The organism is Bradyrhizobium sp. WYCCWR 13022 (assembly GCF_030435535.1).
Classification (GTDB): domain Bacteria; phylum Pseudomonadota; class Alphaproteobacteria; order Rhizobiales; family Xanthobacteraceae; genus Bradyrhizobium.
On record NZ_JAUIZJ010000012.1, the window covers coordinates 62,328 to 85,845 of the forward strand.

Annotated in this window: 21 protein-coding genes and 8 pseudogenes; 9 read left to right on the top strand and 20 right to left on the bottom strand. The window is 57.2% G+C overall.

Annotated features, from left to right (window positions below):
* Positions 1–41 precede the first annotated feature (41 nt).
* From QY049_RS19655 to QY049_RS19690, 8 genes and pseudogenes are all read right to left on the bottom strand, one after another.
* A pseudogene (locus QY049_RS19655) lies at positions 42–1,430 on the bottom strand (extracellular solute-binding protein).
* Positions 1,431–1,900: 470 nt separating this feature from the next.
* A pseudogene (locus QY049_RS19660) lies at positions 1,901–2,157 on the bottom strand (hypothetical protein); the annotation flags it as partial.
* On the bottom strand, positions 2,156–3,190 hold the full coding sequence (locus QY049_RS19665) for an ABC transporter permease (protein ID WP_128929769.1): 1,035 nt from the start codon (positions 3,188–3,190) through the stop codon (positions 2,156–2,158). The gene QY049_RS19665 and the pseudogene QY049_RS19660, both read right to left, overlap by 2 nt.
* Positions 3,187–4,725, bottom strand: coding sequence for a sugar ABC transporter ATP-binding protein (locus QY049_RS19670; protein WP_164934141.1), 1,539 nt, complete (start codon positions 4,723–4,725; stop codon positions 3,187–3,189). Before QY049_RS19670 ends, QY049_RS19665 begins: the two co-directional genes overlap by 4 nt.
* A 38-nt stretch (positions 4,726–4,763) precedes the next feature.
* Entirely contained in the window at positions 4,764–5,855 is a 1,092-nt protein-coding gene (locus QY049_RS19675; protein WP_128929771.1) for a substrate-binding domain-containing protein, read from the bottom strand.
* A gap of 94 nt (positions 5,856–5,949) precedes the next feature.
* Entirely contained in the window at positions 5,950–6,963 is a 1,014-nt protein-coding gene (locus QY049_RS19680; protein WP_128955099.1) for a sterol desaturase family protein, read from the bottom strand.
* A 176-nt stretch (positions 6,964–7,139) separates the two neighbouring features.
* Positions 7,140–7,505, bottom strand: a complete 366-nt coding sequence (locus QY049_RS19685) for a hypothetical protein (RefSeq protein WP_128929773.1) — start codon at positions 7,503–7,505, stop codon at positions 7,140–7,142.
* Between the two features lie 42 nt (positions 7,506–7,547).
* A pseudogene (locus QY049_RS19690) lies at positions 7,548–8,725 on the bottom strand (DDE-type integrase/transposase/recombinase).
* 247 nt (positions 8,726–8,972) lie between these two features.
* Here QY049_RS19690 and QY049_RS19695 point away from each other — a divergent pair.
* From QY049_RS19695 to QY049_RS19705, 3 genes are all read left to right on the top strand, one after another.
* The gene (locus QY049_RS19695) at positions 8,973–10,259 is read left to right on the top strand and encodes an NAD(P)/FAD-dependent oxidoreductase (RefSeq protein WP_128929774.1); all 1,287 of its coding nucleotides are present in this window, start codon (positions 8,973–8,975) and stop codon (positions 10,257–10,259) included.
* A gap of 7 nt (positions 10,260–10,266) precedes the next feature.
* Positions 10,267–11,118 carry a sugar phosphate isomerase/epimerase gene (locus tag QY049_RS19700; protein WP_128955100.1) on the top strand — a complete coding sequence of 284 codons (852 nt, stop codon included), beginning with the start codon at positions 10,267–10,269 and terminating at the stop codon, positions 11,116–11,118.
* A 443-nt stretch (positions 11,119–11,561) separates the two neighbouring features.
* Positions 11,562–11,900, top strand: a complete 339-nt coding sequence (locus tag QY049_RS19705; protein WP_128930174.1) for a MocE family 2Fe-2S type ferredoxin — start codon at positions 11,562–11,564, stop codon at positions 11,898–11,900.
* Here QY049_RS19705 and QY049_RS19710 read toward each other — a convergent pair.
* Complete coding sequence (locus QY049_RS19710) at positions 11,897–13,132, bottom strand: NAD(P)/FAD-dependent oxidoreductase (RefSeq protein WP_232995607.1); 1,236 nt, start codon at positions 13,130–13,132, stop codon at positions 11,897–11,899. The genes QY049_RS19705 and QY049_RS19710 overlap by 4 nt on opposite strands.
* Positions 13,133–13,235: 103 nt before the next feature.
* Between QY049_RS19710 and QY049_RS39060 the strand changes: the two are divergent.
* Together QY049_RS39060 and QY049_RS19715 are read left to right on the top strand one after the other, a co-directional pair.
* Positions 13,236–13,358: pseudogene (locus QY049_RS39060) on the top strand (LacI family DNA-binding transcriptional regulator); the annotation flags it as partial.
* 147 nt (positions 13,359–13,505) lie between these two features.
* The gene (locus QY049_RS19715) at positions 13,506–14,198 is read left to right on the top strand and encodes a substrate-binding domain-containing protein (RefSeq protein WP_232995608.1); all 693 of its coding nucleotides are present in this window, start codon (positions 13,506–13,508) and stop codon (positions 14,196–14,198) included.
* A gap of 196 nt (positions 14,199–14,394) precedes the next feature.
* On the opposite strand, the gene QY049_RS19720 is transcribed toward QY049_RS19715, so the two are convergent.
* From QY049_RS19720 to QY049_RS19735, 4 genes and pseudogenes are all read right to left on the bottom strand, one after another.
* Entirely contained in the window at positions 14,395–14,607 is a 213-nt protein-coding gene (locus QY049_RS19720; RefSeq protein WP_232995609.1) for a hypothetical protein, read from the bottom strand.
* A 132-nt stretch (positions 14,608–14,739) separates the two neighbouring features.
* A complete protein-coding gene (locus tag QY049_RS19725; protein WP_232995610.1) occupies positions 14,740–15,249 on the bottom strand; it encodes a hypothetical protein in 510 nt (169 codons plus the stop codon).
* Between the two features lie 150 nt (positions 15,250–15,399).
* Complete coding sequence (locus QY049_RS19730) at positions 15,400–15,717, bottom strand: transposase DNA-binding-containing protein (RefSeq protein ID WP_232995611.1); 318 nt, start codon at positions 15,715–15,717, stop codon at positions 15,400–15,402.
* 624 nt (positions 15,718–16,341) lie between these two features.
* Positions 16,342–16,633, bottom strand: a pseudogene (locus tag QY049_RS19735) (transposase); the annotation flags it as partial.
* Between the two features lie 52 nt (positions 16,634–16,685).
* On the opposite strand from QY049_RS19735, the pseudogene QY049_RS39065 reads away from it, so the two are divergent.
* Positions 16,686–16,787 (top strand): annotated as a pseudogene (locus QY049_RS39065) (transposase); the annotation flags it as partial.
* A 4-nt stretch (positions 16,788–16,791) separates the two neighbouring features.
* On the opposite strand, the gene QY049_RS19740 reads toward QY049_RS39065, so the two are convergent.
* On the bottom strand, positions 16,792–17,502 hold the full coding sequence (locus QY049_RS19740) for a hypothetical protein (protein WP_128929777.1): 711 nt from the start codon (positions 17,500–17,502) through the stop codon (positions 16,792–16,794).
* 87 nt (positions 17,503–17,589) lie between these two features.
* Positions 17,590–17,925: a DUF4365 domain-containing protein gene (locus QY049_RS19745; protein ID WP_128929778.1), complete on the bottom strand. Its 336-nt coding sequence runs from the start codon at positions 17,923–17,925 to the stop codon at positions 17,590–17,592.
* Here QY049_RS19745 and QY049_RS19750 point away from each other — a divergent pair.
* Positions 17,924–18,226, top strand: a complete 303-nt coding sequence (locus tag QY049_RS19750) for a transposase (protein WP_237866556.1) — start codon at positions 17,924–17,926, stop codon at positions 18,224–18,226. The two genes, QY049_RS19745 and QY049_RS19750, sit on opposite strands and share 2 nt — an antisense overlap.
* A pseudogene (locus QY049_RS39070) lies at positions 18,181–18,850 on the top strand (transposase). Before QY049_RS19750 ends, QY049_RS39070 begins: the two are co-directional and overlap by 46 nt.
* Positions 18,851–19,094: 244 nt before the next feature.
* Here the strand turns inward: QY049_RS39070 and QY049_RS19765 are convergent.
* Positions 19,095–20,054 (bottom strand): IS110 family transposase, encoded by a 960-nt coding sequence (locus tag QY049_RS19765; protein ID WP_232995613.1) that lies wholly within the window; start codon positions 20,052–20,054, stop codon positions 19,095–19,097.
* A gap of 256 nt (positions 20,055–20,310) precedes the next feature.
* Here QY049_RS19765 and QY049_RS19770 point away from each other — a divergent pair.
* Positions 20,311–20,507 (top strand): annotated as a pseudogene (locus tag QY049_RS19770) (transposase); the annotation flags it as partial.
* Here the strand turns inward: QY049_RS19770 and QY049_RS19775 are convergent.
* The 4 genes from QY049_RS19775 to QY049_RS19790 form a co-directional block, all read right to left on the bottom strand.
* On the bottom strand, positions 20,471–20,698 hold the full coding sequence (locus tag QY049_RS19775) for a hypothetical protein (protein ID WP_188637434.1): 228 nt from the start codon (positions 20,696–20,698) through the stop codon (positions 20,471–20,473). The pseudogene QY049_RS19770 and the gene QY049_RS19775 sit on opposite strands and share 37 nt — an antisense overlap.
* Before the next feature lie 743 nt (positions 20,699–21,441).
* Positions 21,442–21,675, bottom strand: coding sequence for a transposase (locus QY049_RS19780; RefSeq protein WP_246767936.1), 234 nt, complete (start codon positions 21,673–21,675; stop codon positions 21,442–21,444).
* A 245-nt stretch (positions 21,676–21,920) separates the two neighbouring features.
* A complete protein-coding gene (locus tag QY049_RS19785; RefSeq protein ID WP_128929779.1) occupies positions 21,921–22,826 on the bottom strand; it encodes an NAD(P)-dependent oxidoreductase in 906 nt (301 codons plus the stop codon).
* Between the two features lie 3 nt (positions 22,827–22,829).
* Positions 22,830–23,510 (bottom strand): HAD family hydrolase, encoded by a 681-nt coding sequence (locus QY049_RS19790; RefSeq protein ID WP_128929780.1) that lies wholly within the window; start codon positions 23,508–23,510, stop codon positions 22,830–22,832.
* Positions 23,511–23,518 lie beyond the last annotated feature (8 nt).

The window sequence follows — 23,518 nt, forward strand, 5'->3', positions numbered from 1 at the left end:
TGCAAGAAGGGGCAGCGGGTCGCCGCCGCCCCCTCGGCACTTCACATGGTCGATCGGATTTCGGCCGCGAGGTCTGTCAATGTCGCCTTCACGTCAGCTCCGTTGACCATTTTCTGCATGGCAACGGCCCAGGCATTCATTGCTTCGGCAAAGCCGACGCGAGCTGTAAAGGCCAGCTTTGCCCGGTCCTGCACGCTCTTGAACGTGTCGACAAAGTTGTTGAATTCAGGCTTTGCCGCGTATTCGAGCCATGCCTTGTCAGTCCAGGTCGAGGTGCGCGGAGAGTTGACGAGCTTGCCGGCCACGGCACCGTTGAGCTTCACTTGCTTCGAAGTCGCCCATTGGATGAAGAGCCACGCAGCTCCCTTCTTTTGCGATGCCGCATTCATCGCCAAAGACCAGATCCAGATGTTGGATTCGAAGTTTTTGGCATTCGGAGCACGCAAGGGCGGCGCAAATGCTATTTTGCCTGAGGCTGGCTTGCCGGCAACGTCGTTCCAAAAGCCAAACATGTTGGAATCGATCGCCATGGCTGTGCGGCCGGAATTGATGCCTTCGACCACCTGGTACCAATTGTCGTTAGCAAAGGAGGGCGCCGCGCACTTCTTGATCATGTCCACATAGTCCTTGTGGAAAGCGATCGACTCGGGTGAGTCGAGGCCGGTGTCGAGCTTACCGTCCTTGACGGTGAAATCGTGCACCCCGTAGGACCTGGCGATCGAGATTGCGGCCGTGTGGATGCTGCTCCAGAACCGCACACCGCGGACGCCAAGGGGCGTAATCGTCGGATCGGCAGCCTTCAGCTTTTCGCATGCCGCGGACATCTCCGGCGGGGTCGTAGGGACCTTGATGCCATACTTGTCGAGGATGTCCTTCCGTTAGAACAGTTGGATATTCTCGAAGCCATGCGGAATGGCCCACACCTGCCCGCTTCCCGGCTCGATCTGGCCTTCCTTGACCTTCCAAGTCAGCGCATCTCGTAGTGCTGGGAAGAAATCCTTGTAATCGTAGCCGGCCGCCGTAAGTTTCGGATCGTTCAGATAGCGGTCGAGGGGCTCAAGCAATTGACCGGGCGCAAGATCCCAAGCCGGTTGAATGCCCGTACCGACAACGTCCCAGCTTGGTGATTTGGTGCTGAGCTGGATCGTCAACTTATTCCAATACGCATCGTCCGGATAAAGCTCCGGCGTCACCTTGATGCCGGTAAGCTTCTCGAATTCCGGCAGCTGGGCTGCAACCGCATCGGCATATGGATGAATATCGGAGGCCCAGACGATCGACTCGCCTTCGAACTGGCGCCAATTGATGTCGTCTGCCTTGGCGTGGGTAAGCGCCATGGCCGTTCCGGCCAAAAGCGTGGAGCAGATAAGGGTAGCTTTCCTAGCAAAATTTGCTGAACGGTCCGGACAAGCAGCGTACTTCCTTGGCATGATTCCCCTCCGGTGAGCTCTTTGGCCCGTAAACCTCGTGCCCCCTCCTCTTCGAGAGGCCGCAGTGTCGGCAAGGCTAGCGCCCGCTGTTCCGTCGTAAGCGGTTTTCCGAACTCTCTTTGGGTAAGATTGGGTAACGTCGAACAATCGGTAGTTCAGAAAGTGATCCGCGGATCGCGTCAGGCGTACTCAAGCCACGTTGTCTACCAATTTGCTGGACTGGCAGCAGTCATCCTCAAGGATCAATTAGCAAACTTATGACGCTGACGCCTCGTAGCTTCGGCAGTCAAACGACAGTCGATTGTCCTGGGATGTGGCGGCTCCGAAATCTCTTGTGCACGCGCCGGTTAGCGAGGTTCACAATGACCGTTCTCGAGTGCGCGATAGGGCAAAGGTTTCAATCCTCCACTGCAGTACTTCACACGGTTTTCCGTCTTCCGTACCGTTCCTCCGAATGCGCCGAGACGGCTTTAAGCTGCAAGAACCGTCATCAGGAATCTCCGGACCTCTGTCTTCAGCCGCGCGCTGTCGTTGGACAGCATCTGCGCGTAGGTGAGCAGTTAACTCGAAGCCGAGCCGGTCTCCGTTGCGCGGCGCTTCACGTCGGCTATGCTCGAAGCCACTCGGCGGGCCCCGTGTGTGCCTCCTGGATATTGGAGGAGATCTCTTGCGTAACAGCTCCTTGTTCGTCAACCGCGCACAAGATCGCCGACCAAGAACTAAGTTCAACGGCGGCGTGGGCCAAGCGTGTAACTCATCAGCAACGCGACCACGAGCAGCACTCCCTGAACGAAGCTTTGCGCGTAGTACGGGAAATTGAACATTGTCAGTCCGTTGATTAGTGTGGCGACGAAGACCGCGCCAACCAGCGTACCGACGGCATTCGCTTTGTTGGCGCCAAGCACGGCATATCCCACGAGCGCGGCGGACACGGCCTGCAGCAAGTACGCGTCGCCCACATTGACGTCGCCCCGGTTGGAGCGGGCCGCTAACATGACTCCGGCGATTGCTGCCAACGCGCCGGAGATCAGGTATGCCGCCATGCGATAACGCGCCACGCGGATGCCGGCCGCCGCGGCTGCGATCGGATTGCCCCCAACGGCGTAGAAGGCCCGCCCCCACCGCGTGTAATTGAGCAGCACAATGACGACGATGAATATCAGACCTGCGACCACGACTGACGCTGGGATACCGAACAGCCGCCCACCACCTAGCCAGCCGAATAGCGGCGAGAACTTGCCCGGAGCGACATTGCCGTTGAACGACATACCCTCCGCGATCGACTGGCCCGAGACGCCGAGCAAGGTCAACCCGTTGATGAGGAACAAGCCGGAGAGCGTTGCCACCAGATCGGGGATGCGGGCGTAGACAATGAGAAAAGTGTTGAATAGGCCGACCGCGACGCCCGCCGCCACGGCGATCAGAATCGCTGGGGCGCCACCGAGGTCGCCGATCACCATCGCCGCGGTTGCTGCCATCACCGCAAGCGACATCGACGCTCCTACGGACAGGTCGAATCCGCCGACCGTCATCGAAACCGTGGCGCCAAGCCCGATCACCGCGACCACCGAGGCCGCTTGCAGGATAAACATTGCATTGGCGAACGTGCGGAAGAACGGCTGCTGCCAGGAGAAGAACAGAATCATCAGCACCAGAACGGCCAAAAGCCCGTAGCGGTAGATGAAGACTTTCAGCTTTTCCGCGCTGCCGCGGGTGGATCCAGGCTCGGCCGGCTGCGCGAGCGAGTTTTGGATTGTCATTGAAGGGTGCCCCCACTTACGCCTTGCCGAGCTGCACCGGTCCGGCTCATGATTTCAGAAAGCTCTTCGGAGCTGAGCGCATCCGCCATAACTTCGCCCGCGATCGCTCCTTCGACCATAATGAGTACGCGGTCGGCGACCTCCACCACTTCCTCAGGGTCCGACGACGAGACTACGACCGAGTTGTACTCCGAGAAAGCCCGCAGCGCGTCCGAGATGATGCCGCGCGCTCCGATGTCGATTCCCCGGAACGGTTCGTCAAGAATTAGAAGTGACCAGCCGTGCTTGAGCCAGCGGCCGACTAACAGCTTCTGCTGATTGCCTCCCGACAGCGCCTCGATGGGGGCATCCCAGCCGGGACACTTGACGTTGTAGTCACGGATGATATCCTGGGTGAATGCCACTTCTTTATGTAGGTCGATGAAGCCATAGCGGCTGAAGAATCCCATTGCGCCGATCGAGCAATGCTTCGCCAGGCCCTCGCCAGGGAAGATCGATTGCTTCGCGCGCTCCTCCGGCACCATCGCCACGCCCCTCGTCAGCGCATCGGCTGCGTCGCGCGGCTTGAAGGGCCGATCGTTGAGCAGCATCTTGCCCGAAACCAGCGGCATAGCACCGTAAATCTGTTCCAGAAGCTCGGTCTTCCCGGCGCCAACGAGCCCGGTGATACCGATCACCTCGCCCTTGCGGAACGTCAGGTCGACGGGCACCGCATCGGGCCGCACACGCAAGCCGCGTCCGACAAACACCGGCACCTGGTCCGAGCGGCGGATGACATGTTTCGCCGACAAGATCAGATCGCCGAGAATTGATGTCGCTATCGCATTCGTATCGAGCGGTGACTGGTGCTCGGAAACGATCTGACCATTGCGCAAAACGACTGCGCGGTTGCATAGTTGCTGGCTCTCGCTCATGCGGTGCGAGACGTAAAGCACCGCGATACCGCGCCGCTTGAGGTCCGCCACCGCCTCGAACAATTTTTCCGCTTCACGCGCCGACAGCGTCGAAGTCGGCTCGTCGAGGATCAACAGCTTAGGGTTCTTCACTAGGGCGCGCGCGATCGCCACCTCCTGCCGACCGCTCGCTGACAGTTCCTCCACCGGAGCTTCCAGCGGTAGCTTGAGGCCCAACTTCTGCTGCACCTGCTGCGCGCGGTCCATGACGCTGCGGCGGTTGAGAAAGAAGGGCGAGTCGGCGGTCGAGAGATCGTCGAGCAGCAAATTTTCTGCCACTGTCATGCCGAACACCACGGCATCGTCGATGTTCTGGTGAACGGTCGCGATGCCGCAGTCACGCGCTTCGGTCGGCGAGCGGATTTCGGTCCGCTCGCCCTCGATCAGGATTTCGCCGGACGTGCGCAGGAAATTGCCGGAGAGCACTTTGATGAGCGTGGACTTGCCGGCGCCGTTGGCACCGAGCAGACCCAGCGTCTCGCCCGGCATAATCGAGAAGCTCACACCCTTTAGCGCTTGCGTGGCACCGAAGCGCTTGGTGATGTTGCGGAACTCGACGAGGGCTCTCGTTCGCTCGGACATAGGGCAACCTCCAGCGAGGCTTTCCTGCGTGGACCGATTCATTTCATCTTATCCATCCAAGGGGCCTTCGCCACGTCCGGCGTCTTCAGATCCGGAAAGACCGCACCAAGCTGTTCGATGTTCTCGACTTTGTTCGTGCGCAGCTCTTCCTGAGTGATAACCAGCGGCGGCACGCTCAGCGTGTTGCCGATGAGGTCGCCGGCAATCCTGGCCGCGGCCACCCGCAGTACGACCGAGCCGACATTGGACTGGTTGGTGGTAGCCGTGACCACCCAAGGACTGTGTGGCTTCGTCATTACCGCGATGTCGGCAGTTGAGATGTCCATGCCATAGGTCTTAACCTTGTCCGCCAGACCGAGTTCGCTGATCGCTAGCGATGCGCCTTTGGTGAACTCATCATACGGCGCGACAATCGCCTTGACGTTTGGATGGGCAGTCAGCGCTGCCTTGGCCTGATCGGCCGTCTGGGCGGCAGTGTTGGCGTTGACGACGCCGATCGTCGCTACCGTATTGACGCCAGGGTTGGCCCTCAAGAATTCCTTCCAGACTTCGTTGCGCAGATCGAGCGCCTGATAGCCTGGCACATAGACATAGATGACGTCAGCCTTTGCACCGTCGCCGCCGATATGGGCCTTCAGAGCACCAAGGATGCCGGTCATCATCAGCTTGTCGCCCTGATCAACGGTGATGACCTTGTCCGACGGCTCGACCGAAACGTAGTAGGTCACGACAGGAATATTGGCGTCAGCGGCCGCCTTGATGCCGTCGCGCAGACTATCACCAAATCCCCAACCAATGACGATGGCATCCGGCTGAGTGGCTACGGCCTGCTGCAGCATCAGCGCCTGCTTCGCATTGTCGCCGTCGGCGTTGTAGACCGTCAGCTTGACGCCGAGCTTCTTCGCTTCAGCCTCAACGCCGGCAATCCACTCCTGATACACGTCGCCAGTGTTGAGCTGGCGGACAACCGCGATCTTAACCGCGTGATTCTTAAACTTTTGCGGTACCTCGGCGTGCGCGTCCGACTTAACTCGAATCGGAGTGGGCCCGTCTGCGAACGCTACACTTGTAAGGGCGATCCCCGCGACGCCTGCGAGAAATGCGCGACGAACAATCCTTGCCACAATCATAACGTTTCCCCTTTGCTGACGTGGTGCTTGGCCGCGGAGTTCTCCGTGCGGCTTGAGTTCTTCAATAGGATTCTAGGGTACGTTGAGCACCCAGTCAGGCTCGAGCGTCCTTCTTGGCATAAGCTTCAGCACGCCGTTCCATACGAAGCTTTAGACGCTCATCGGCTTCAGGGCTGCCGTCGTGAAAGCTGCCAAACCACTTGTCTAGTGGGACCGCCCCATCAGCGTAATTCACCTCGAAAAGCTTGTGGTGAAGATAATGAGCGTAGACTCCAGATGGGACGGTGCGCTCGCCCCCCAGCTCGGTTCGATCGAAACCGGTATGGGCAATTGCTGGAGCGAGGCCCGCGCGCATCACCATGGCAAGCATATGTATTGGATGTGAATTGAAGACAGCGATCAACACGATGACAGAAAAATACAGGATGTGTTCGACCGGGTGCATCGCTAATCCCGACCAGGGAAGCACGTTCGTATTATTGTGGTGCAATGAATGAACGTACTTGTAGAGGAGACGAGTATGAAGCAGGCGGTGAACCGCGTAAAAGTGGACCTCATGAATGAATGGGACGAGTAACAGCAGGACGATGAACCATATTGGGTTGTCTGACAAGGTGATGAGAGGCACGTAGCCGTTGGCATAAAGATAAAACGCCGCGACCTGATATGCTGTAAAGACCGGAACGCCGCTCGTTATCGTCCAGAAAATATTGTCCAAAGCCTGTTTGCCGAAGACGAAAACAGTAGCTCTGGCCGTGGGCCAACGCGGGTTGTACTTAAAGCGCGTCTCCTGCCGTCGCAAAACGTAGAGCCAAGAGTGCCAGGCGCCATACCAAAGGACGACGATGGCATAGTTGAGGAGAACGAGATAAAGTACCCAGCCGATCTCGAGTGTCTTCATTTGTTCAAGAGACGGCGCAAGAAAGAGCCAATAACCGATCCCGAACACGATAAGCAGCAGGTTCCAAGGCAAAAAGTACCCTGGCAACCACTTTATCACCGCCATAGGTTTCGGAGGCAACGTGAACAACGGCCCATAACTGATGAGCTCCTTAGGCGCGTAGTGACCAAACTCGTCGCGACGGCCGAATTTAGTTTCCTCCATCATCGCTTCCTCCTGGCGCGCAATCCACCCCTATATTTTCTTCAGTATATGGCAGAGCGTTGGATGGCTCGATGGTTAGGTTGATTGAAATCCATCAAAATGTCGAGCTACGGCTTACTGCATTGTCGCCACGGCCGCTAAACGCTCGTCATTGTACGGCTCGTTTGCTCCCCTGCACGCTACGTATAGCGGTCGAGAGTATAGATTGCAGATCGGCAACTGATGCAACTTAGCGTGCTCGCTATCGAAACACCGGTACACCAGACATCACTGCCTTTCGAACCGCGATGCAGCATCTGAGCGGCCACAACGGATTGCGCCGGGCGCCACTTCGAGGTGAACGACTTCGCCGCGAACCGGTCGCTCGCGTTATTAGCAGCGAACCGTTGTACGCTGAGGGCTGCGCCACCGGCGACGAACTTTGGCGTCTTGCTCACAACGGACCACACGACCTTCACCGCCGCGGCCGAACTCTTCGCCAACTTCGACCACGGCGCCGCAATGTTCGCGTTGTGTCCGTCGTCAGATAATTTGAGACCGCTCATGCATTTCGAGAAGGGAGGCTCCGGATCATCTTGGGCTAGAGGTTAAGCTGCCTGCAGTCGATGCCGCAAGCGACGGATTGCGATGGTCTCGCGCTTGATGCGCTCAGCAAGATGCGGTTCTTCAAGGTCTGATGCCAGTGCCCTGGGTCTGGCGATGATTGGCGCACCGCGCACAGGCCGTATGTCCTTGCCCTTGAGCCAGGTGGCCAGATCATCCGCGACGTAACTTGATCCGTTGTCGCTGAGAAGCCGTGACCGCTGCTTTATATTGATGTACTCCAGGCCTGAGGCGACAAGCGCCCGGTCGAGCGTGGCCGTAACGTCGGAGGCGCACATGGTTGGGCTCATCCTCAACGCCACGATATAACGCGAGAAGTCAGCGAGCACAGTGAACAGATAATACCAGCCCCAGCCGGTGATCTTGAGGTAGGCGAAGTCAGTCTGACAGAGCTGGTTGATCGCCGTGGTCTTGTCCTTGAACTCGTTGGCCGTCTTGATCACCTCATAGGCGGGGCTGGTGATCAGGTCGTGCGCCTTCAGCAGCCGATAGACCCAGCGCCTCGGAGACTAAGTACTTTCTGTCATCGGTGAAGCGCACCGCCAGCTCGCGCGGCGACAGCTCGGGAATCTCCAGCGCCAGATCGATGATCTGACCGCGGACTTCGTCAGGAACCCGATTCCAGACCATGTCCGACTTCGAGCGATACTCAGCCAGTACCTCAACGCCAACCGCACGGTAGCGATCGTACCACCGATAAAATGCGGCTCGCGGGATGCCGAGCTTCTCGAGCGTGCGTCTGGCACGCAGATGGTGATTGCTCGACCAGCGCGATGATCTCGGCCTTCGCGAACGCAGGATACCTCATGCCTCGTCCTCCCCAGCCGCGCTCAACTCTTTTTTGTAAGCGGTTCTCCAGGGTACGATCGGCGACCACCTCCTTCAATTCGGAGGCTTCACGACGAAGATCCTTGACCTCGCCGGACGTGGCTGAGCGGGCAGTGTCGCCCCCCAAGGCGGCGTTTGCCAGCCTCAAGGAACTCCTTGGACCGGCCATAATACATCGAGGCCACACAGCTCGGAGATATTCTCCTCGTCGCGCAAATCCTTCCAACACGATACGGATATTCTTTTCCGCTGAATACTGCCGAGGTGCCTGGCGTCGGTTGTCCTTCAGCACTTGTTCTGCCGGGGCTTTGTCCGGCCCGGATTTCTGCTTCAACTTCGCTCCGTACGGCAACGATGAACCAGAAATCCTCCTTCGTGAAGTCCTGGTCTCAGAGGCGCTGACGGCGAACACGCCACACTACATGGCGTTGATCCTACGCCGGCAGGCCGCCGACTCGGGGCGCCCCGCACACGAGCGAGTCTACGAATCGTAAACATGATGGAAAAACATCAGGTTCAGAATAGCCTAAATCAGATGTCGGCGACTAACCTCCAAGCTCGCACAGTTCGGACTTGATGTGATGGCTCGAAGAATTGTCATAGTTGGTGCTGGACATGCTGGGACGAGTGCAGCTCGCGCACTACGGGAGCATGGGTGGTCCGACGAGATTGTACTCCTAACGGAGGAACGGTCCGCCCCTTATGAGCGTCCGCCTCTGTCCAAGTCAGTCCTTACTCAAGAGGAGAGCTTCAGCGGCGTAGCGGCTCTTGCCCCAGGTTGGCTTGACCAGAACGGAATCCTTTTCCGCTCTGGGGTCAGAGCGGAAGCAATCGACCGGGACGCACAGAGCGTTACACTCGCTGGAGGAGATCGTTTTCGGTATGACTACCTCCTGCTCGCGACAGGAGCAAAACCGCGTTTTCCGCAGTTGCCTGGCGTCGGCTCGAAGGGAGTGATCGCGCTGCGGTCGTTGGATCAATCCGCCGTTCTCCGAGAGAGATTGATGCCGGCACGAAGGCTTGTCGTTATCGGCGGAGGACTGATCGGATTGGAAGTCGCGGCGTCTGCCCGGGCAAGAGGTGTTGACACAACAGTTTTGGAAAAGGCACCCGCTCTGCTGTCTCGCGTGATGCCGATCTCGACGTCCGATAGAATCTTAGAACTGCATCGTTCCAACGGCACCAAGGTTTTCCTCGGAGCGGACGTGGAGGCGATCATTGGTTGCGACATGGTCGAGGGCGTGCGACTCAGATCAGGACAGGAATTCGTAGCCGACACAGTTCTGGTTGCTGTTGGCGCGGATCCCGACGTTGAATTGGCGCAGAAGGCTGGCCTTGCCACTGACGACGGCATTCTCGTCAATGAATACCTCCAAACTGCAGACTCTCGGATCTTCGCCGCCGGAGACGCAGCAAGATATCCGGCGTCGACGGGTAAAGACACGATACGATTGGAGGCATGGAAGAATGCGCTGGACCAGGGGGGCACTGCCGCGTTGAACATTTTGGGACGAAAGGTTTCCTATAGGGCAGTTCCATGGATGTGGTCTGATCAATTCGACAAAGTATTCCAAGTTGCTGGCATTCCGAACAAATCGCAGGTCGAGGTAAATCGTAGTTTAGACGATGGGGGTATAGTAACGTTTCTCCTAGACAGATTTGGCGTTCTAGAGGCCACGGCGGCGTTCGGTAGCCTATCGCAAGTAGCAAAGATCGTCCGAGTCGCGACCTCGATAATTGAGAGGCGCCTTCGCCCGTCGCCTTCCGTCCTGCAGGACCCAAGCTACGATTTGAGAAAGCTCTTGCAGTCAGATGCCGTCAACGCCCACTCAACGCATGAAGCCGCTCTCTCAGCAGTTCGAAGGTAGACACTACATGAACACCATCCTGTTCTTTCAGTCGCTTTGGGCCATGGAATTGCGAAGCGCGACGGAGCCAGAACGCGGGCTTGAGGAAAACATCCGAATGATCAAAGATGCCGGCTATGACGGCGTTAGCGCAGATTGGCGGAGCCGGGAGTACGTACGCGAGCTGCATGGCCTGTTGAAGGCGAACGGGTTGACAGCCGAAGGCCAGTGTTTTCCGAAGACCATCGATGAGCTCAAGCCAGTGCTCGAAAATGCAACGGAATTCGGTCTTCATCATCTTGAGATTCAACCAGATGTACGGCCACGTCGCTTGGATGATTGCATCCCGCTTTTAGAAGGATGGCTGCGGCTTGCCGAGGAGGTCGATTTTCCCGTCTATATAGAGACACATCGCGACCGGATGACGACCGACCTGTTCTTTACACTCGATCTACTTGAACGAATCCCCGATCTCAAGCTGCTGGGGGATATTTCGCACTTCGTTGTTGGGCGCGAGTTCTCATGGCCAATTACCGAGGAGAATAACAGCCACATCCATCAAGTTTTGGATAGGTGTTGGGCGTTCCACGGTAGGGTAGCAAGCCGCGAGCAAATACAAATCGAGATTAGCTTCCCGCAGCACCAAATGTGGCTCGACCAGTTCTTAGAGTGGTGGGGCTACGGCTTTCGGAGTTGGCGCCGGCGCGCGGCGGACGGAGAGGCATTGGCGTTTACTTGCGAGTTGGGGCCGCGGCCGTACGCGATAACCGGTCGAGATGGTGAAGATACAACGGATCGCTGGAGCGAAGCCCTGATGCTTCGAGAATGCGTCAGGAAGGCTTGGGACAAGTCTGGAGCCCACCTGGAAGACAACGCGTAGAGCACAACGACAGCGCTTGAACTCAGGAAACGTTACAGCCCACTACTGCTCCGCTGCTGAAGACTGCAAACTGTAGACTGCAGATGTAGGTGTCCAGATCAAGGCGATCGCGATTTGTTGTATCGTCGATACACGCTTCGTGTGCTGATCCAGATGGCCTCTTTCTGTTGATTTGAGCTATGAGAGCGCTGGGATCTTGGTCGACATCGGTTTGGGGGGCCCGGCCGGAAGCGGCGCATGCATACATGGTCTATTGAGAAGATCCAAAGGTGCAATGAGGTCGACGGGTACGCGGGAGAACTAGAAGTCGACCTAATGATAGCCCGACTTTGCCGCCGGATCGATCGACGAAGGGTTCGATGTCAGGTGCAAAAGTGATGGCGCCAGACGTTCAGCATATTCTAAAGAGGGAAGAGAAGTTCAACATGAGCCTAGATTTGAAGATGGTTGACGACACCGCTCGTACATGGGTGTTTGCGTGCAAGGTAGAGGATATTCGGCTTCAAGACGTTCGTCGCTGGGAGTTTGACGGGCATTCATACGCAATATTTCGCTCCCCGAAGGGCGAAATCTTCGTAACAGACGATATTTGCACTCATGAACACGCCCACCTGTCCGATGGTTATGTTGAGGGCCACACGGTGGAGTGCCCCCGTCACTCTGGACGGTTCAGCTATATGACGGGAAAGGCACTTGGCGCTCCGGTATGCATAAACCTGCGCACGTACGAGGTGAGAATCGAGGATGGAGCGGTCACCGTTTTGGTACCTCGACGGGCTTAACCCGCAACGACCTCTAACTCGGCTCCGTCAAGCGTGACAGAGTTGCAGATAGCGCGTGAAGCAATCAGCTGACGCATTTTTCTCAGCTCTCGCCCGATGAGCGCCGTGGGTCCGATGGCGGTCGCGCCGACGAGTCGTTCAAGTGCGTCGCAGTGAAGCAAGATCGCGCTTCCAGACGCTGTCGGTTTTCGCCTTGTCGACGTACCGAGATGAGGTAACCCCATTATTTGAAGGGAGAGGTCGTACTGGTCAGACCAAAAGAATGGGACTGACGGCGCCGTAACTTCTTCGCCCAGCAGTACGGCGGCTAGGATTCTTGCGTGATCCTCCGCGTTTTGCCACGACTCCAAACGTATATGCCGTTGGTAAAGTGGATGCCAGAAGGCGGCAATGTCGCCACAGGCGAATATGTTGGGATCAGAGGTACGCAGCTGCTCGTTAGTTATTACACCAATGTCGATCTCCAAGCCGGCGCCAATCGCAAGGGATATCTCAGGTTCAACACCAACGGCAACGACGGCGACACTGCAGTCAACAGCATCTCCATTGCTGAGAACAGCGCGCTTTAGGCTACCATGGCCATTGGAAACGAACCTCTCGACCATGGCCCCGTACGTCAATTGCACACCAGCGTGGAGGTGCGTCTCGGCAAGGCGATCTGCTACCAGTCGCGGCACCAAGCGAGAAAGCAGTCGGTCGGAAGCTTCGATCACTCGTGGCTGGATGCCGCGCTGTGCGGCGGCCGCCGCGACTTCGAGGCCGATAAATCCGCCACCAACGACGGCCACTCGGTTTGATGCCAGGAAGTACTTAGAAACGGTTTGAGCATCGGCGTAACTTCGAAGGCTAAAGACGCCGCGGAGCTGACTTCCTTGCACCGGAAACCCGCGAACTCGAGAGCCGGTAGCGAGAACCAATCGATCGTATCTAATCACTTTACCGTCGCTAAGTCGGATGTTTTTCCGGACGCGATCAACATCTTCAACGGCGACGCCGAGATGGGTCTCTACACGCTCCCAAACTGGGTCGTTAGGCTTCCACAACACGCAGTCATCGAGCCCGCTGGTGCCCAGGAGAACTCCTTTAGATAGCGGAGGTCGTTCGTAGGGATAGATAGGCTCGGCCCCGACGAGGGTCACGTGGACGCGATCGGGGCCGCGAGACAAGAGTTGCGCCAATCTGCCGCCGGCGTGCCCCCCTCCAACGATGACTATTCTGCATCGCTCAGTCATCAGTTATAATCCTGTGCATCCATGACATCTTGGTGCGAAGTGCGGTGTTGACCTGCGATGGGCTATCGTCAACAAACATACCGCAAAACGAAAGCCGAAGCGAATGAAACCTGGGCTGAACGAGGTAGCCAAGCTCGCTGGCGTCGGAATTGCAACGGTCGATCGCGTCCTCAATGAACGAGCTAATGTATCCCCGAAGACGGCGCTGAAAGTCATCGAAGCTGCTCGTCAGCTGGGGATCAGTCGGACTCTTCCATCGCCCCATCGTCGGCTCTTTCGAGTCAAGGTAATAATGCCTTCGCAAAGGACGCCCCTTCTGTTGCGGCTTGCCCGAGCGTTTGAAAGCCAAATCGCGCAAACTACAAAATCCCTTGTGATCGAACGCGTCCTATTCGAGGAGCGGCATGCGGAAGCGGTCCCGGGTCTGATTCGCGCGGCCAAGGCAGACGCGGTGATAGTGTACGGACCCGAGACAGATCAAATGATAGATGCGATTGCCTCGGTGACCTCATCGGGGACCCCTGTCATTACTCTCGGATCAGACCTGCCGACGACACCACGGTTGGCCTACGTCGGGATTGACCACTACGGAGCCGGACGAGCTGCGGCATTCTTCATGTCCCGGATGGTCAATCGGGGAATCTACTTAGCGGTCTGCTCCGATCTGAAATACCGAGCGGAGGCCTCTAGGATTAGTGGATTTCGAGACGGTGTGAAGGCAGAACTTTCTTCTCCGATACACGTCGAGATAATGGAGAGCGATGAGTGCCCTAAAGGAATGTCCGAGGATGCTGTCAGCGGTATCTACGTCGCGGGATCAAAAAATGGGCTTGCCCACACAGTGGCACCGTGGTTGGCCAGAGCACCAATCGTGATCGCGCACGACCTTAGCGACGAGGTCAGACAGATGATGAAGACCGGCGTCGTTGCTCTGGCGATTGATCAGAACCCGGAAGAACAAGCATCGAGGTCGGTAGCTCTTCTCTTAGCCCGCTTCGGCCTAACGGCTCACGCGCCCGAGGCCGGGATAGTATCGTTTACCGTCCACACGAAATACAACATCTAAGACTGTGCAGTATCCAGAGTCCTGCGAGGGCCGCTCTTTTTCATCGCGACCGGCGCGTTCTGCGCGCTAGCGGCAATGCTGCGTTTGGCGCGGCTGACGAGCAGCCTGCCCTCGGCCGAAAGGCGCCCGAACTCGCCGTGGGCCAAGCTTGATGGTATCCGTCCGGTGATGCTTGCGATTACCCACATTTTTTGAGTCAGAGTTTCGCTCCCGTTGCGATATCGATGAATCGCGATAATCCGCGCCATATGATCAGATTCCCTGGTGGCGGATCGTTGGCGCGGGCGAGATAGCCGCCGAGCCTGGCGATCTTGATAAGATAATGCGACAATGTCTTTCGTTGTGTGTCGACTGGATTCTTGTCTTCGACGAGCCGATCAAGCAATTGGCTTTCAGCCTTGGTCAGCACAAATCCGGTGAGGCATTTGGCGCTGAACGATTAAGCATCGTCATCCAAAAAATGCGCCAGCTCACAATGCAGAATACCGAGATCAGATTCGTCAATCGCTGAGCAGTCCGCAGTTGCGAGTCCTCCTCTGCCCTACAGCCGGATTTGAGTATCTTGTGGAAGACCTCGATCTTCCATCGCAGGGAATACCATTCGAGTTTCTCGATCGCAGCCCTGCGCCGATTGCACTGGAAGATCGGTCAGGAGTTTCCATTCAATCTTCTTTCTGTTCTTTGGCGCTCCTCTTTCATCAGCGTGGATCACTGTCATAGTCAAAGTTGGATACCGCGACTGCTTGCCGATCGGTAGCAAAGTACCGATTTTACGATACCGGATTTCAAGAACAGACTGGTCTGGATTGCCCTTGCTATCCTGGACTTCGATCCGGTGGAGGCCTTTGACCACGACCTCGTCCATTATCGTTGCAACGGTATGATCGCCATCGCCTGCCAGGCGATTGACAAAGGTCCTTACCAAGAAATGCGTTCCAACCTCTTGGGCGGCGCACAACAAGTCATAAATATCGGCCTCACGATCACCGATATGGATGCACTGCGTGGCTTCTCGAAAAGCTCCGTGGATTGTTTGAGGTTCTCCAGCCACCGAATGCTCTCCTTGGTTTCAATGGGGATCCGTGTCAGGTTGACCTCGCGCCTGAGCGCGGCGCCCCCTCTGAACTTCTTTCGGTCCAGAACTTCACGGCGCTGAGCCCCAGTGGAAGCCCCTCGAGGGTCACCGCAAAGCTCGAATGCATCAATATTCCGCATGTCGTGTACGTTTGGGTTTTCCGTCCAATCTTCGGGAGTTGCTTTTGGGGATGCGCTTAATCATCCCGATCAGATCCGGGCGCTCTCTTTGATAGGTGAACTCGGTCGTATCATGCGGGACAAGAACAGGACCTTTCGCAGCCGCGATACGTTCCCGCGTCGATTTAAAGAGACCAGACAGAATGTCGGCCTCGCTTACTCGTTCATTGGAAAAGAAACGATAGGCCGCCTTGGTATTCGCCCAGTCTTGGCAAACCATCGGAATGCTCTGGCCGATGTCTCCACCGATCTGCTTCAGTAGCATGTAAATCTCTCGCCAAGTCCAGCGTCCTGGAATTCGCAAAGCGCTGCTTCACGATCAAACCAGGTCATCGCGTCGGACGCCTCCCGATGCAAGGCTCAGCCTCACAATCTCGCGCACCTGGCGCATGATAACCCTCCTCGTCGGCATCCAATCCTCCCAGCTGCTTCCAGCCGGAGAATTGGCCCAACGATCGGGCCTCACACCATCCGAATCTGCGCGCGATCAAATCCGAATGCTGCGCGGAAAATGCTCGGAATGCTGGGCGCGATCATTTCGGAACCCTGCGCGCCATCAAGTCGGTACGGTGCGCACCATCATCTCGGAATCCGCACGCATTGTCTGGGTGGTCTTGAGCTCTCTACGAACGCAGAGATCCTGCTTTCACCTGACGCTGGCTTCGATTGCATGGCTCGGGAACAGTGATGACGAAACAGTGGATCAACATGCCGTAAGGCCTGTGCAAAAAACGGGCTTCGTGCCCGAACCATTTATTGGGAACGGCGTGCGCAGATCTCATCATGGCCTGGCTGCAACAGCAGTCCACTCACGAGAGGCCGGATACATTTATGCAACTGGAAGTGTCATTTTCGTTGTTACGAACCCTTACACGGACGGGGTGAACCATACATTTTTTGACAAAAGCTCGCGCAGTGCCGCCGCATCGAGCATCTGCTCGGCCAGCAGCTTCTTCAGCTTCGCGTTCTCTTCCTCGAGCGCTTCAGCCGCTTGGCTTCGGAGACTTCCATGCCGCCGAACTTGGCCTTCCAATTGTAGATCGTCGCCTCGGAGACCCGTGTTTGCGAGCCAGGCCTGCTGTCGTCGCTCCAGCCTCATGCTCCTTCAACACTGCGATAACCTGCTCTTCCGTGAACCTTGCCCGTCCATCTTCTGATCTGAGGCCGGCAAACTGGACCATTTTTGGCTAGAGTTTTTCGCACCGGTTCCCTGGCTGGGAGGAGCGAAGGACGATGAAGGCTTCGAAGTTTTCGGACGCCCAGAAGGCGCTCATCCTGAAGCAGGGCAGTGACGGGGTTGCGGTGGCGGAGATCTGCCGCAAGGCCGGGACCAGCTAACTTATTCTGGTAGGGGCAGTTGCCAGTCCGTCCGCTCATTGATGTATTGCTTGTAGGCGGGGTGATCGAACAGGTGCAACACAAAGATCTGGTCATGCCACTGCGTTGGTGCGCCAAACTTCCAAGACAGACCGTTTATCTTTGCGATTTTCCGCGCTGCGTGAGCATCGTTAAATTCCCGGATTGCCAGAAGTTCCCCAACCCATTCGCAGTGTACTTCATCAAGATCACCGACGATATCGTCAAAGTAGCAGAAGGTCCGTGGTAGAAAATGAGATGCAGCAGAGTTGAAAAGGTTTAGTGCCGGCTTAGTACTTGTATAGAGGTCGAGGTCGAAAGACACAAAGCCGATAACAGGTGGCGAATAGCGTTCGATAAACGCCAGAACCGTCTCGCCGACGTTGCCGATTATCAGGGTGGCGCGCTTTAATTGACGCTCCAATTTAGCCCTATCCATTTTGAAAAAACCGGCGCGCCAGAGGTATGGCAGATCTCGGTAATCGTCAGAGGGTGGCAAGCCAGTTTCCAGATCGAAGCCGTAGAGTCGGAAGCGAACTCCCGTTTCAGCCTGAAGACTCTCAGCGACTTGTTCCATCTCCAGCAGTCCCATACCGCCAGCGACGCCAAACTCGATAGCGGCGATTTCGGGAATTTGGAGTGCCTTTGCTTGCCTCGCGGCTTGCCTCATTCCGAAAAGATAATTCGGGCGCATGCGTAGTCCTCGCTTTTAGTGTGGCGGCTTAATCCTGCCACCAAGCATAGGTCCTATTGTACTCAGATCGCCCCATTGGGACACCCCTTAGCGTTGGTAGGTTCGCCTTCTCGAAGACGACCTGCGGGACTTACGGCGCTCCGGATCCGCAAACCACTCCTTCAGCGATTTGCAGTAGGCCTTCCGCGTCTTCAGAGCCACGACGATCAGCAGGACGGGAGCCGTGCCTTTGGTCCAGTATTCGATGTCAGCGTCGGCGCACGCGAATTCGAACGTTTCCTCGGTCTCCACCTGCAGTCGTTCGCGCTCAGTGGCCTTGCCCTGGACCCGCAGGAGCAGGTTGCGTACAGAATCTTTCGCTCTTTCAGCACTGACGGCTTCTTCTAGAATGAAGGAGCTTTGGATGAACGATGGGAATGCCATGGGTCAGGTGATCCAGATAGATGAAGCCCGGATTCGCGATCACCTGGGCGAGATGGTCCGCGGAACGGTAGAAGAGACGCTGAATGCCATGCTGGAGGCCGAAGCGGACCTGCTGTGCGGTGTCGGACGCTATGAGCGGAGCCAGGCCCAGCAGGACACGCGGGCGGGCAGCTACGAACGAACGCTGCAAACCAAGGCGGGCGACGTCAATTTGAAGGCCAGAAGCTACGGCGGCAAACCTTCGAGACGGCGACTATCGAGCGCTACCAGAGGCGGGAGAGCTCGGTTGAGGAGGCGCTGATCGAGATGTATCTGGCCGGGATTTCAGTTCGCCGGGTCGAAGACATCACGGAGGCGCTGTGGGGCACCCGGGTCAGCCCGAGCACAGTGTCGAACCTGAACAAGAAGATCTATGCCAAGATCGAGGCATGGCGGAATCGCAGGATCGAGGACGAGCATCCGTATCTCTATCTCGATGGCATTGTGATGAAGCGCAGCTGGGCCGGTGAAGTTCGCAACGTGTCGCTGCTGATGGCCTCGGCCGTCAATGCCGAGGGATTCCGGGGGATCCTCGGCATCTGTGAAGGTGCCACGGAGGCAAGTCCGGCTGGTCATCGTTTTTGCGGCATCTCGTCGATCGTGGTCTCAAGGGCGTGCAGTTGGTGGTTTCCGATGCCTGCCGAGGTCTTGCCGAAAGCGTTACGGATTACTACGGGGGGTACGCTATCAGCGCCGCATGGTGCATTTTTATCGCAATGTCTTCAGCCTCGTGCCGTCGACCCGGGTCCGCGAGGTGAGCCACATGCTCAAGGCCATTCATACCCAAGAGAGCCGCGCCGCGGTTGGCGCGGGCGACCTCGTGGCGAAGAGCGGCGTGTCGGCTGGAAGCGCGGCCAGGCAGCCTATTCAAGCCTTATCGGGTTGAGGCGTCCGCGCGCCGCGCCCTCGGCGGACATACTTTCCAGTACGTTACAAATCGTACGTAACTCTTCTCGGCGAGTTCGGCGACCTGACGTTCCTGGTCGCGCAGAGACTTGACGTTATAGGCGTAAGTGGTCCCCCCGGCGATTGCCTTTCTTCTGCGGCCGCCCCGCCTGAGCCTCCATCCATGGCGCGCATCTTGCTCGCCACCGGAGCCGGCCGCGCCCAAAGATAGTCTTCCTGCTTGGTCAGCAGATGCCTGCATAGGACAGTGAGCTTACGGGCAAGCGCGACCGCCGCGATCTGATGCCCCCGCTTCGCCCTGATGCGAACGAACAAGGCCTCTTTGCAGCACCCCATTCCGCCTCGACCAGCATCGCCCGCGCGTGGCTGCGACCAACCTTGCTGATGCGCCCATGATGGGCAGCGCCGAGGCCCGACTGGCGTACCCGTGGATTCAGGCCGAAGTAGCTCACCAGCTTCTGTGGGCTCTTGACTCGCGTGACGTCGCCGACCGCCGCGATGATGCCGACGGCCACCGTTAGGTTGACGCTCGTGATCGTCATCAGCCTTCGCACGGGACTGTCGCCCATGACACTCAGTGCGATCTCGCGGTCCAACTCCGCCTGGTCTTCGGCGAGCCGATCGAGTTCACGGATATTCCGCTCAAGTGCCGGCTGCTCATCTGCCGGCACGACCTGCCGTGCAAGCCACACTCGGCCGCGCTGGTTGAGCAGGTCAGAGTGAAGGCACTTCGGAACAAGATGCGACGCAAGGATCGCATGCACCTCATTCTTTACGCGTGTTCGACGACGTACAATCTGGTAACGCCGCGCCACCAGCCGGCGCAATCGCTCGGTAACCGCGTCCGGCGTCCACACTTCGGGCAAGTAGCCCGCGACGTAAAGGTTCGCGAGAGTGCCTGCATCAACCTTGTCGGTCTTCACATGCGCATGGGCGATCGCCTTCACCTGCAGCGGGTTGGCGATCACCTCCCGGGCGACGAAAGGCGACAGTACGCGCGACGCTGCCATGCTATTGCCAGTCGCTTCCAGAACGACCTCGTCCGTCGGCTTAGGCGTCCTCCCGAAGCCTTCAAGTGCCACGCGGGTCATGTCGACCCGGCCTGCGTGCCGCAGCACGCCTCCTTCCCAAATCGCCACCTCCCAGAAGGTGCGGTGGATATCCATTCCGATTACGCGTCGCATGTCCGTCTTTCCTACCCGCCACGTTGATAACGAGAGCGGCGGGCGACACGACAACTACGGATTCGCGCTCTCGGCGCAACCGGGCGAGTCGTAAGAGGCGGCCACCTAACAAAACGAGCTCGCAGCTCATCGTACGAACCGGCCGCCCGCACCTTCGTGCTCCCGGAGCCTCTATCCCGGATACTCGCAGCATATGCCACCAGTTCGAAAAGCCAGTAGCGGAAACAGTGACCGCGCCATCCTCATACCGGTTAACAATCCGCTCGAGCGCATCATGAAGGAGATCCGGCGACGAACCCGTGTCATCGGCGCCTTTCCTGACGGTCAATCCTGTCTCAACTTGGCAGTGGCACGGCTGCGGCACATTGCCGGAACGCGTGGTCGACCAAATGCTACATGAATATGCGACCGCTCTATCAGCAGCAACTCTCTGAGACCGGAGTCGTCGCCTGATCAATGTGCGAAAGATACTGGACACTACCAGTTGCGACCTCGCCCGTTTCGGCGTCACGCAACTCGATGAAGCCGTCGATCTCCGCTTCGACGCCGCCGGTCGGATAGAACATGAACTCCAAGAGAACGATTCCCTCGATGAGGGACATTCCCTGCTGTCCGATGACATCGCTTTTCACGACCTTCTTCATGGCCGTATGTTGGGCGCGGGATCCGACTCCTGTCCATTGCTCGACGCCGGTCGTGCACTCCTTCGTCGGTTATCGGCGATCGACAATCCGCTTCGACCGCGGGCGCGCTCCGATGGTATGATGCCATCGGAAAGAGTCGGGAAATCGCTGGTGATGTACGTCTACTGCAATGGAACCGCCCGTATCAGACATCGACGTTTTGGCGAGATACACGAAATCGATTCGGACCTGCTGGACTGGAACGCCGTTTGCAGCGACGAGCGACAGATGGGACCGGAGCTCCACCATGAAGCCGTTATTAAGCATCCGGAATTGGGAAGACTTTCCCTAGGGTCTGGGAGTATCCGGAGGGCGTCGAGAACCATCAGGAAACCAACACCGGCTCCCACCACGTGGTCGAAGATTTCGACTACGGACTCGAGCACGACCGTCCCGAGTACGACGACGAGTGGCTGGAGCTCCCTCCGCCCGACAATCCGTTCGCACAATTCCAAACGTCGTACCGGGAAAGCACCGATCTTCTCGCGCGAAGCGGCTCAGATGCCGGCAATCGCCTGGTCAACAAAAGCGGCGGCCTTGCCGCACTTAGGTCGCCTCGTGGAATGAAGCTGCCAATCAGATGTACTCGCGCCGGTCGCCAATACGGTGAAACGCGGACGTGGCGCGGATGCATCATGTCTCGACACGATGCAACTCATGCCAAAGGCCGGCACTGTGACAGGATGTCGGCCTCGCTTACTCGTTCATTGGAGAAAGAAACGATAGGCCGCCTTGGTATTAGCCCAGTCTTGGCACACCATCGGAATGCTCTGTCCGATGTCTCCGCCGATCTGCTTCAGCAGCATGCGAATTCTCTCGCCAAGCCGAGTGTCATGGAATTCGCAAAGCGCTGCTTCACGGTCAAACCAGGTCACCGCGTCAGACGTCAACCGATCCGCCTTCTCATCCCGCGCGCGTGAAGTCAGTCCATAGAGCACCTCTTCTCGAATCAGGTACCCGTCAAAGAATCACAAGCGTTTCTGGCGACTCAAGTTTTTCGGCACAGTACACCTCAAAAAATGTGGGTAATCGTAGGGTTGCCCGGATGCGTACACTGCATCGATGAAAATGCGCAGACCGATAGAGGGCCGCGGCCCCGCCAGCTACACCTCTCCATAACGACGATCTGCACTCGCTCCGCGGTTAGAGCCCGCTCTCGATTGCTATGAATAGGCCGAGGAGCTCATGGGCGAGACAGATGAGGTAGTGTGAGTTCGCCTTTGCCCGCAACAACTGAGACATTTAATTTGTGTGCGGCGGCAGCCAAGACCGGCACCGGAACTGCGCTCTCGCCTGCCAGGCGCACAGCGCACTCAATATCCTTTGCGGAATTCGCGATTGAGATTGCCAGAACATCGGGTTTCTCGCCTAACAAAAAGGACACGAAGGCTTGAAATATTCCGCTATTGGTGGAGCCCCGACTAACCAGAGAGCGGAGTGTTACGAGATCGACGTCAAGGCCGCACGCAAACTGGCAAACCTCCGCGGCTACCGCCGCTATCCCCATAGTCATGCTGTTGTAAACAAGCTTGAGCTTGTGACCTTGTCCGACATCTCCGACATGAAGAACGGTCTCACAAAACGCACCAAGAATGCCCTCAGCGACAGGAAAAAGCTTTTCATTCGATCCAACGATCGCGTTGAGAAGGCCTAGCTCTGCTTGTTCGGGGCTCCGCGTTACTGGAGCGTCCATAAAGCTTAGGCCGCATTTTTGCGCCTGCTCAGCCAGTGCGACCGTTGAAGCAGGATAAGACGTCGAGCAGTCAATTATCAACCCTCCTCGGGGCATATGGACGAACAGCCCATCTTGCCCAAGGCATACTGCCTCAACCTCGCGGCTGGAAGGCAAGGATAACACGACGGCGTTTACATGCCGCGCCAACTCGGCGATCGAAGGATGTTCATGGGCACCTGCACCAGTCAAGCGATCCGCACCGAAGCGAGTTTTGTTCGCTTTGATATGCAGCTCGATTTGGTGACGCAATAGGCTGATACCGATACCGGTTCCCATGCGTCCAGCTCCGATAAGGCCTATTCTCTGCTTCGCCGTTTTAGGAGCGACGTTGGGTGATGATTCCTCGCCAATCATGATTTATGCATTCCGAAAAAACCCGTGCCTTTGTAAGATTGGTAACAGCTCATGATGGTTGTTAATCGTGTAGTCAGGACGCGCCGCGCGCAAGCGCGACTCCGAAACAAATCCACCGGTAATGGATATGCTTACGAGTCCGAGATTGCGCGCGATATCCGTTTCGACCGGCATATCGCCGATGATGAAGGTTGACGCCGGCTTCAGGTTGTTTTTCTGCATGTATAGACGAAGCCGCTCTCCCTTGCTCATCGATTTATATTGGGTAGTGCGGTTTTCAAAGGCGAGCACATCGTTGATGTAGTCGTCGATCCCAAGTCTTCTCAATTGGGAGCGCAGAGGATCGACTATATGGTTGCTCACGATGATGGACGAAGCTGCTTCTTGGTGCGCTAACTCCAACACCCTGCGCGCGCCCTCGCGCAGATCGGCTTTACCCGCAAGAGGTTCGTACGTGTCGTGAAAGATTGCACTGCCATCGCGATCCACCGTCGCAACCTCGTCTTGCGACATTCCGAGACTGCGATAAAGAAGAGATAGCGGAACATCGCAATGTTCCCGGAAGGTGCTCATGTCGATTGTTGCATGACCAAAGCGATCTAGTATGGCATTTGTCGTTTGGAGCAGTGCGTACGTATCATCGAGCAGCGTTCCATTCCAATCAAAGACGAGAACCGGTTTCATGATTTGAC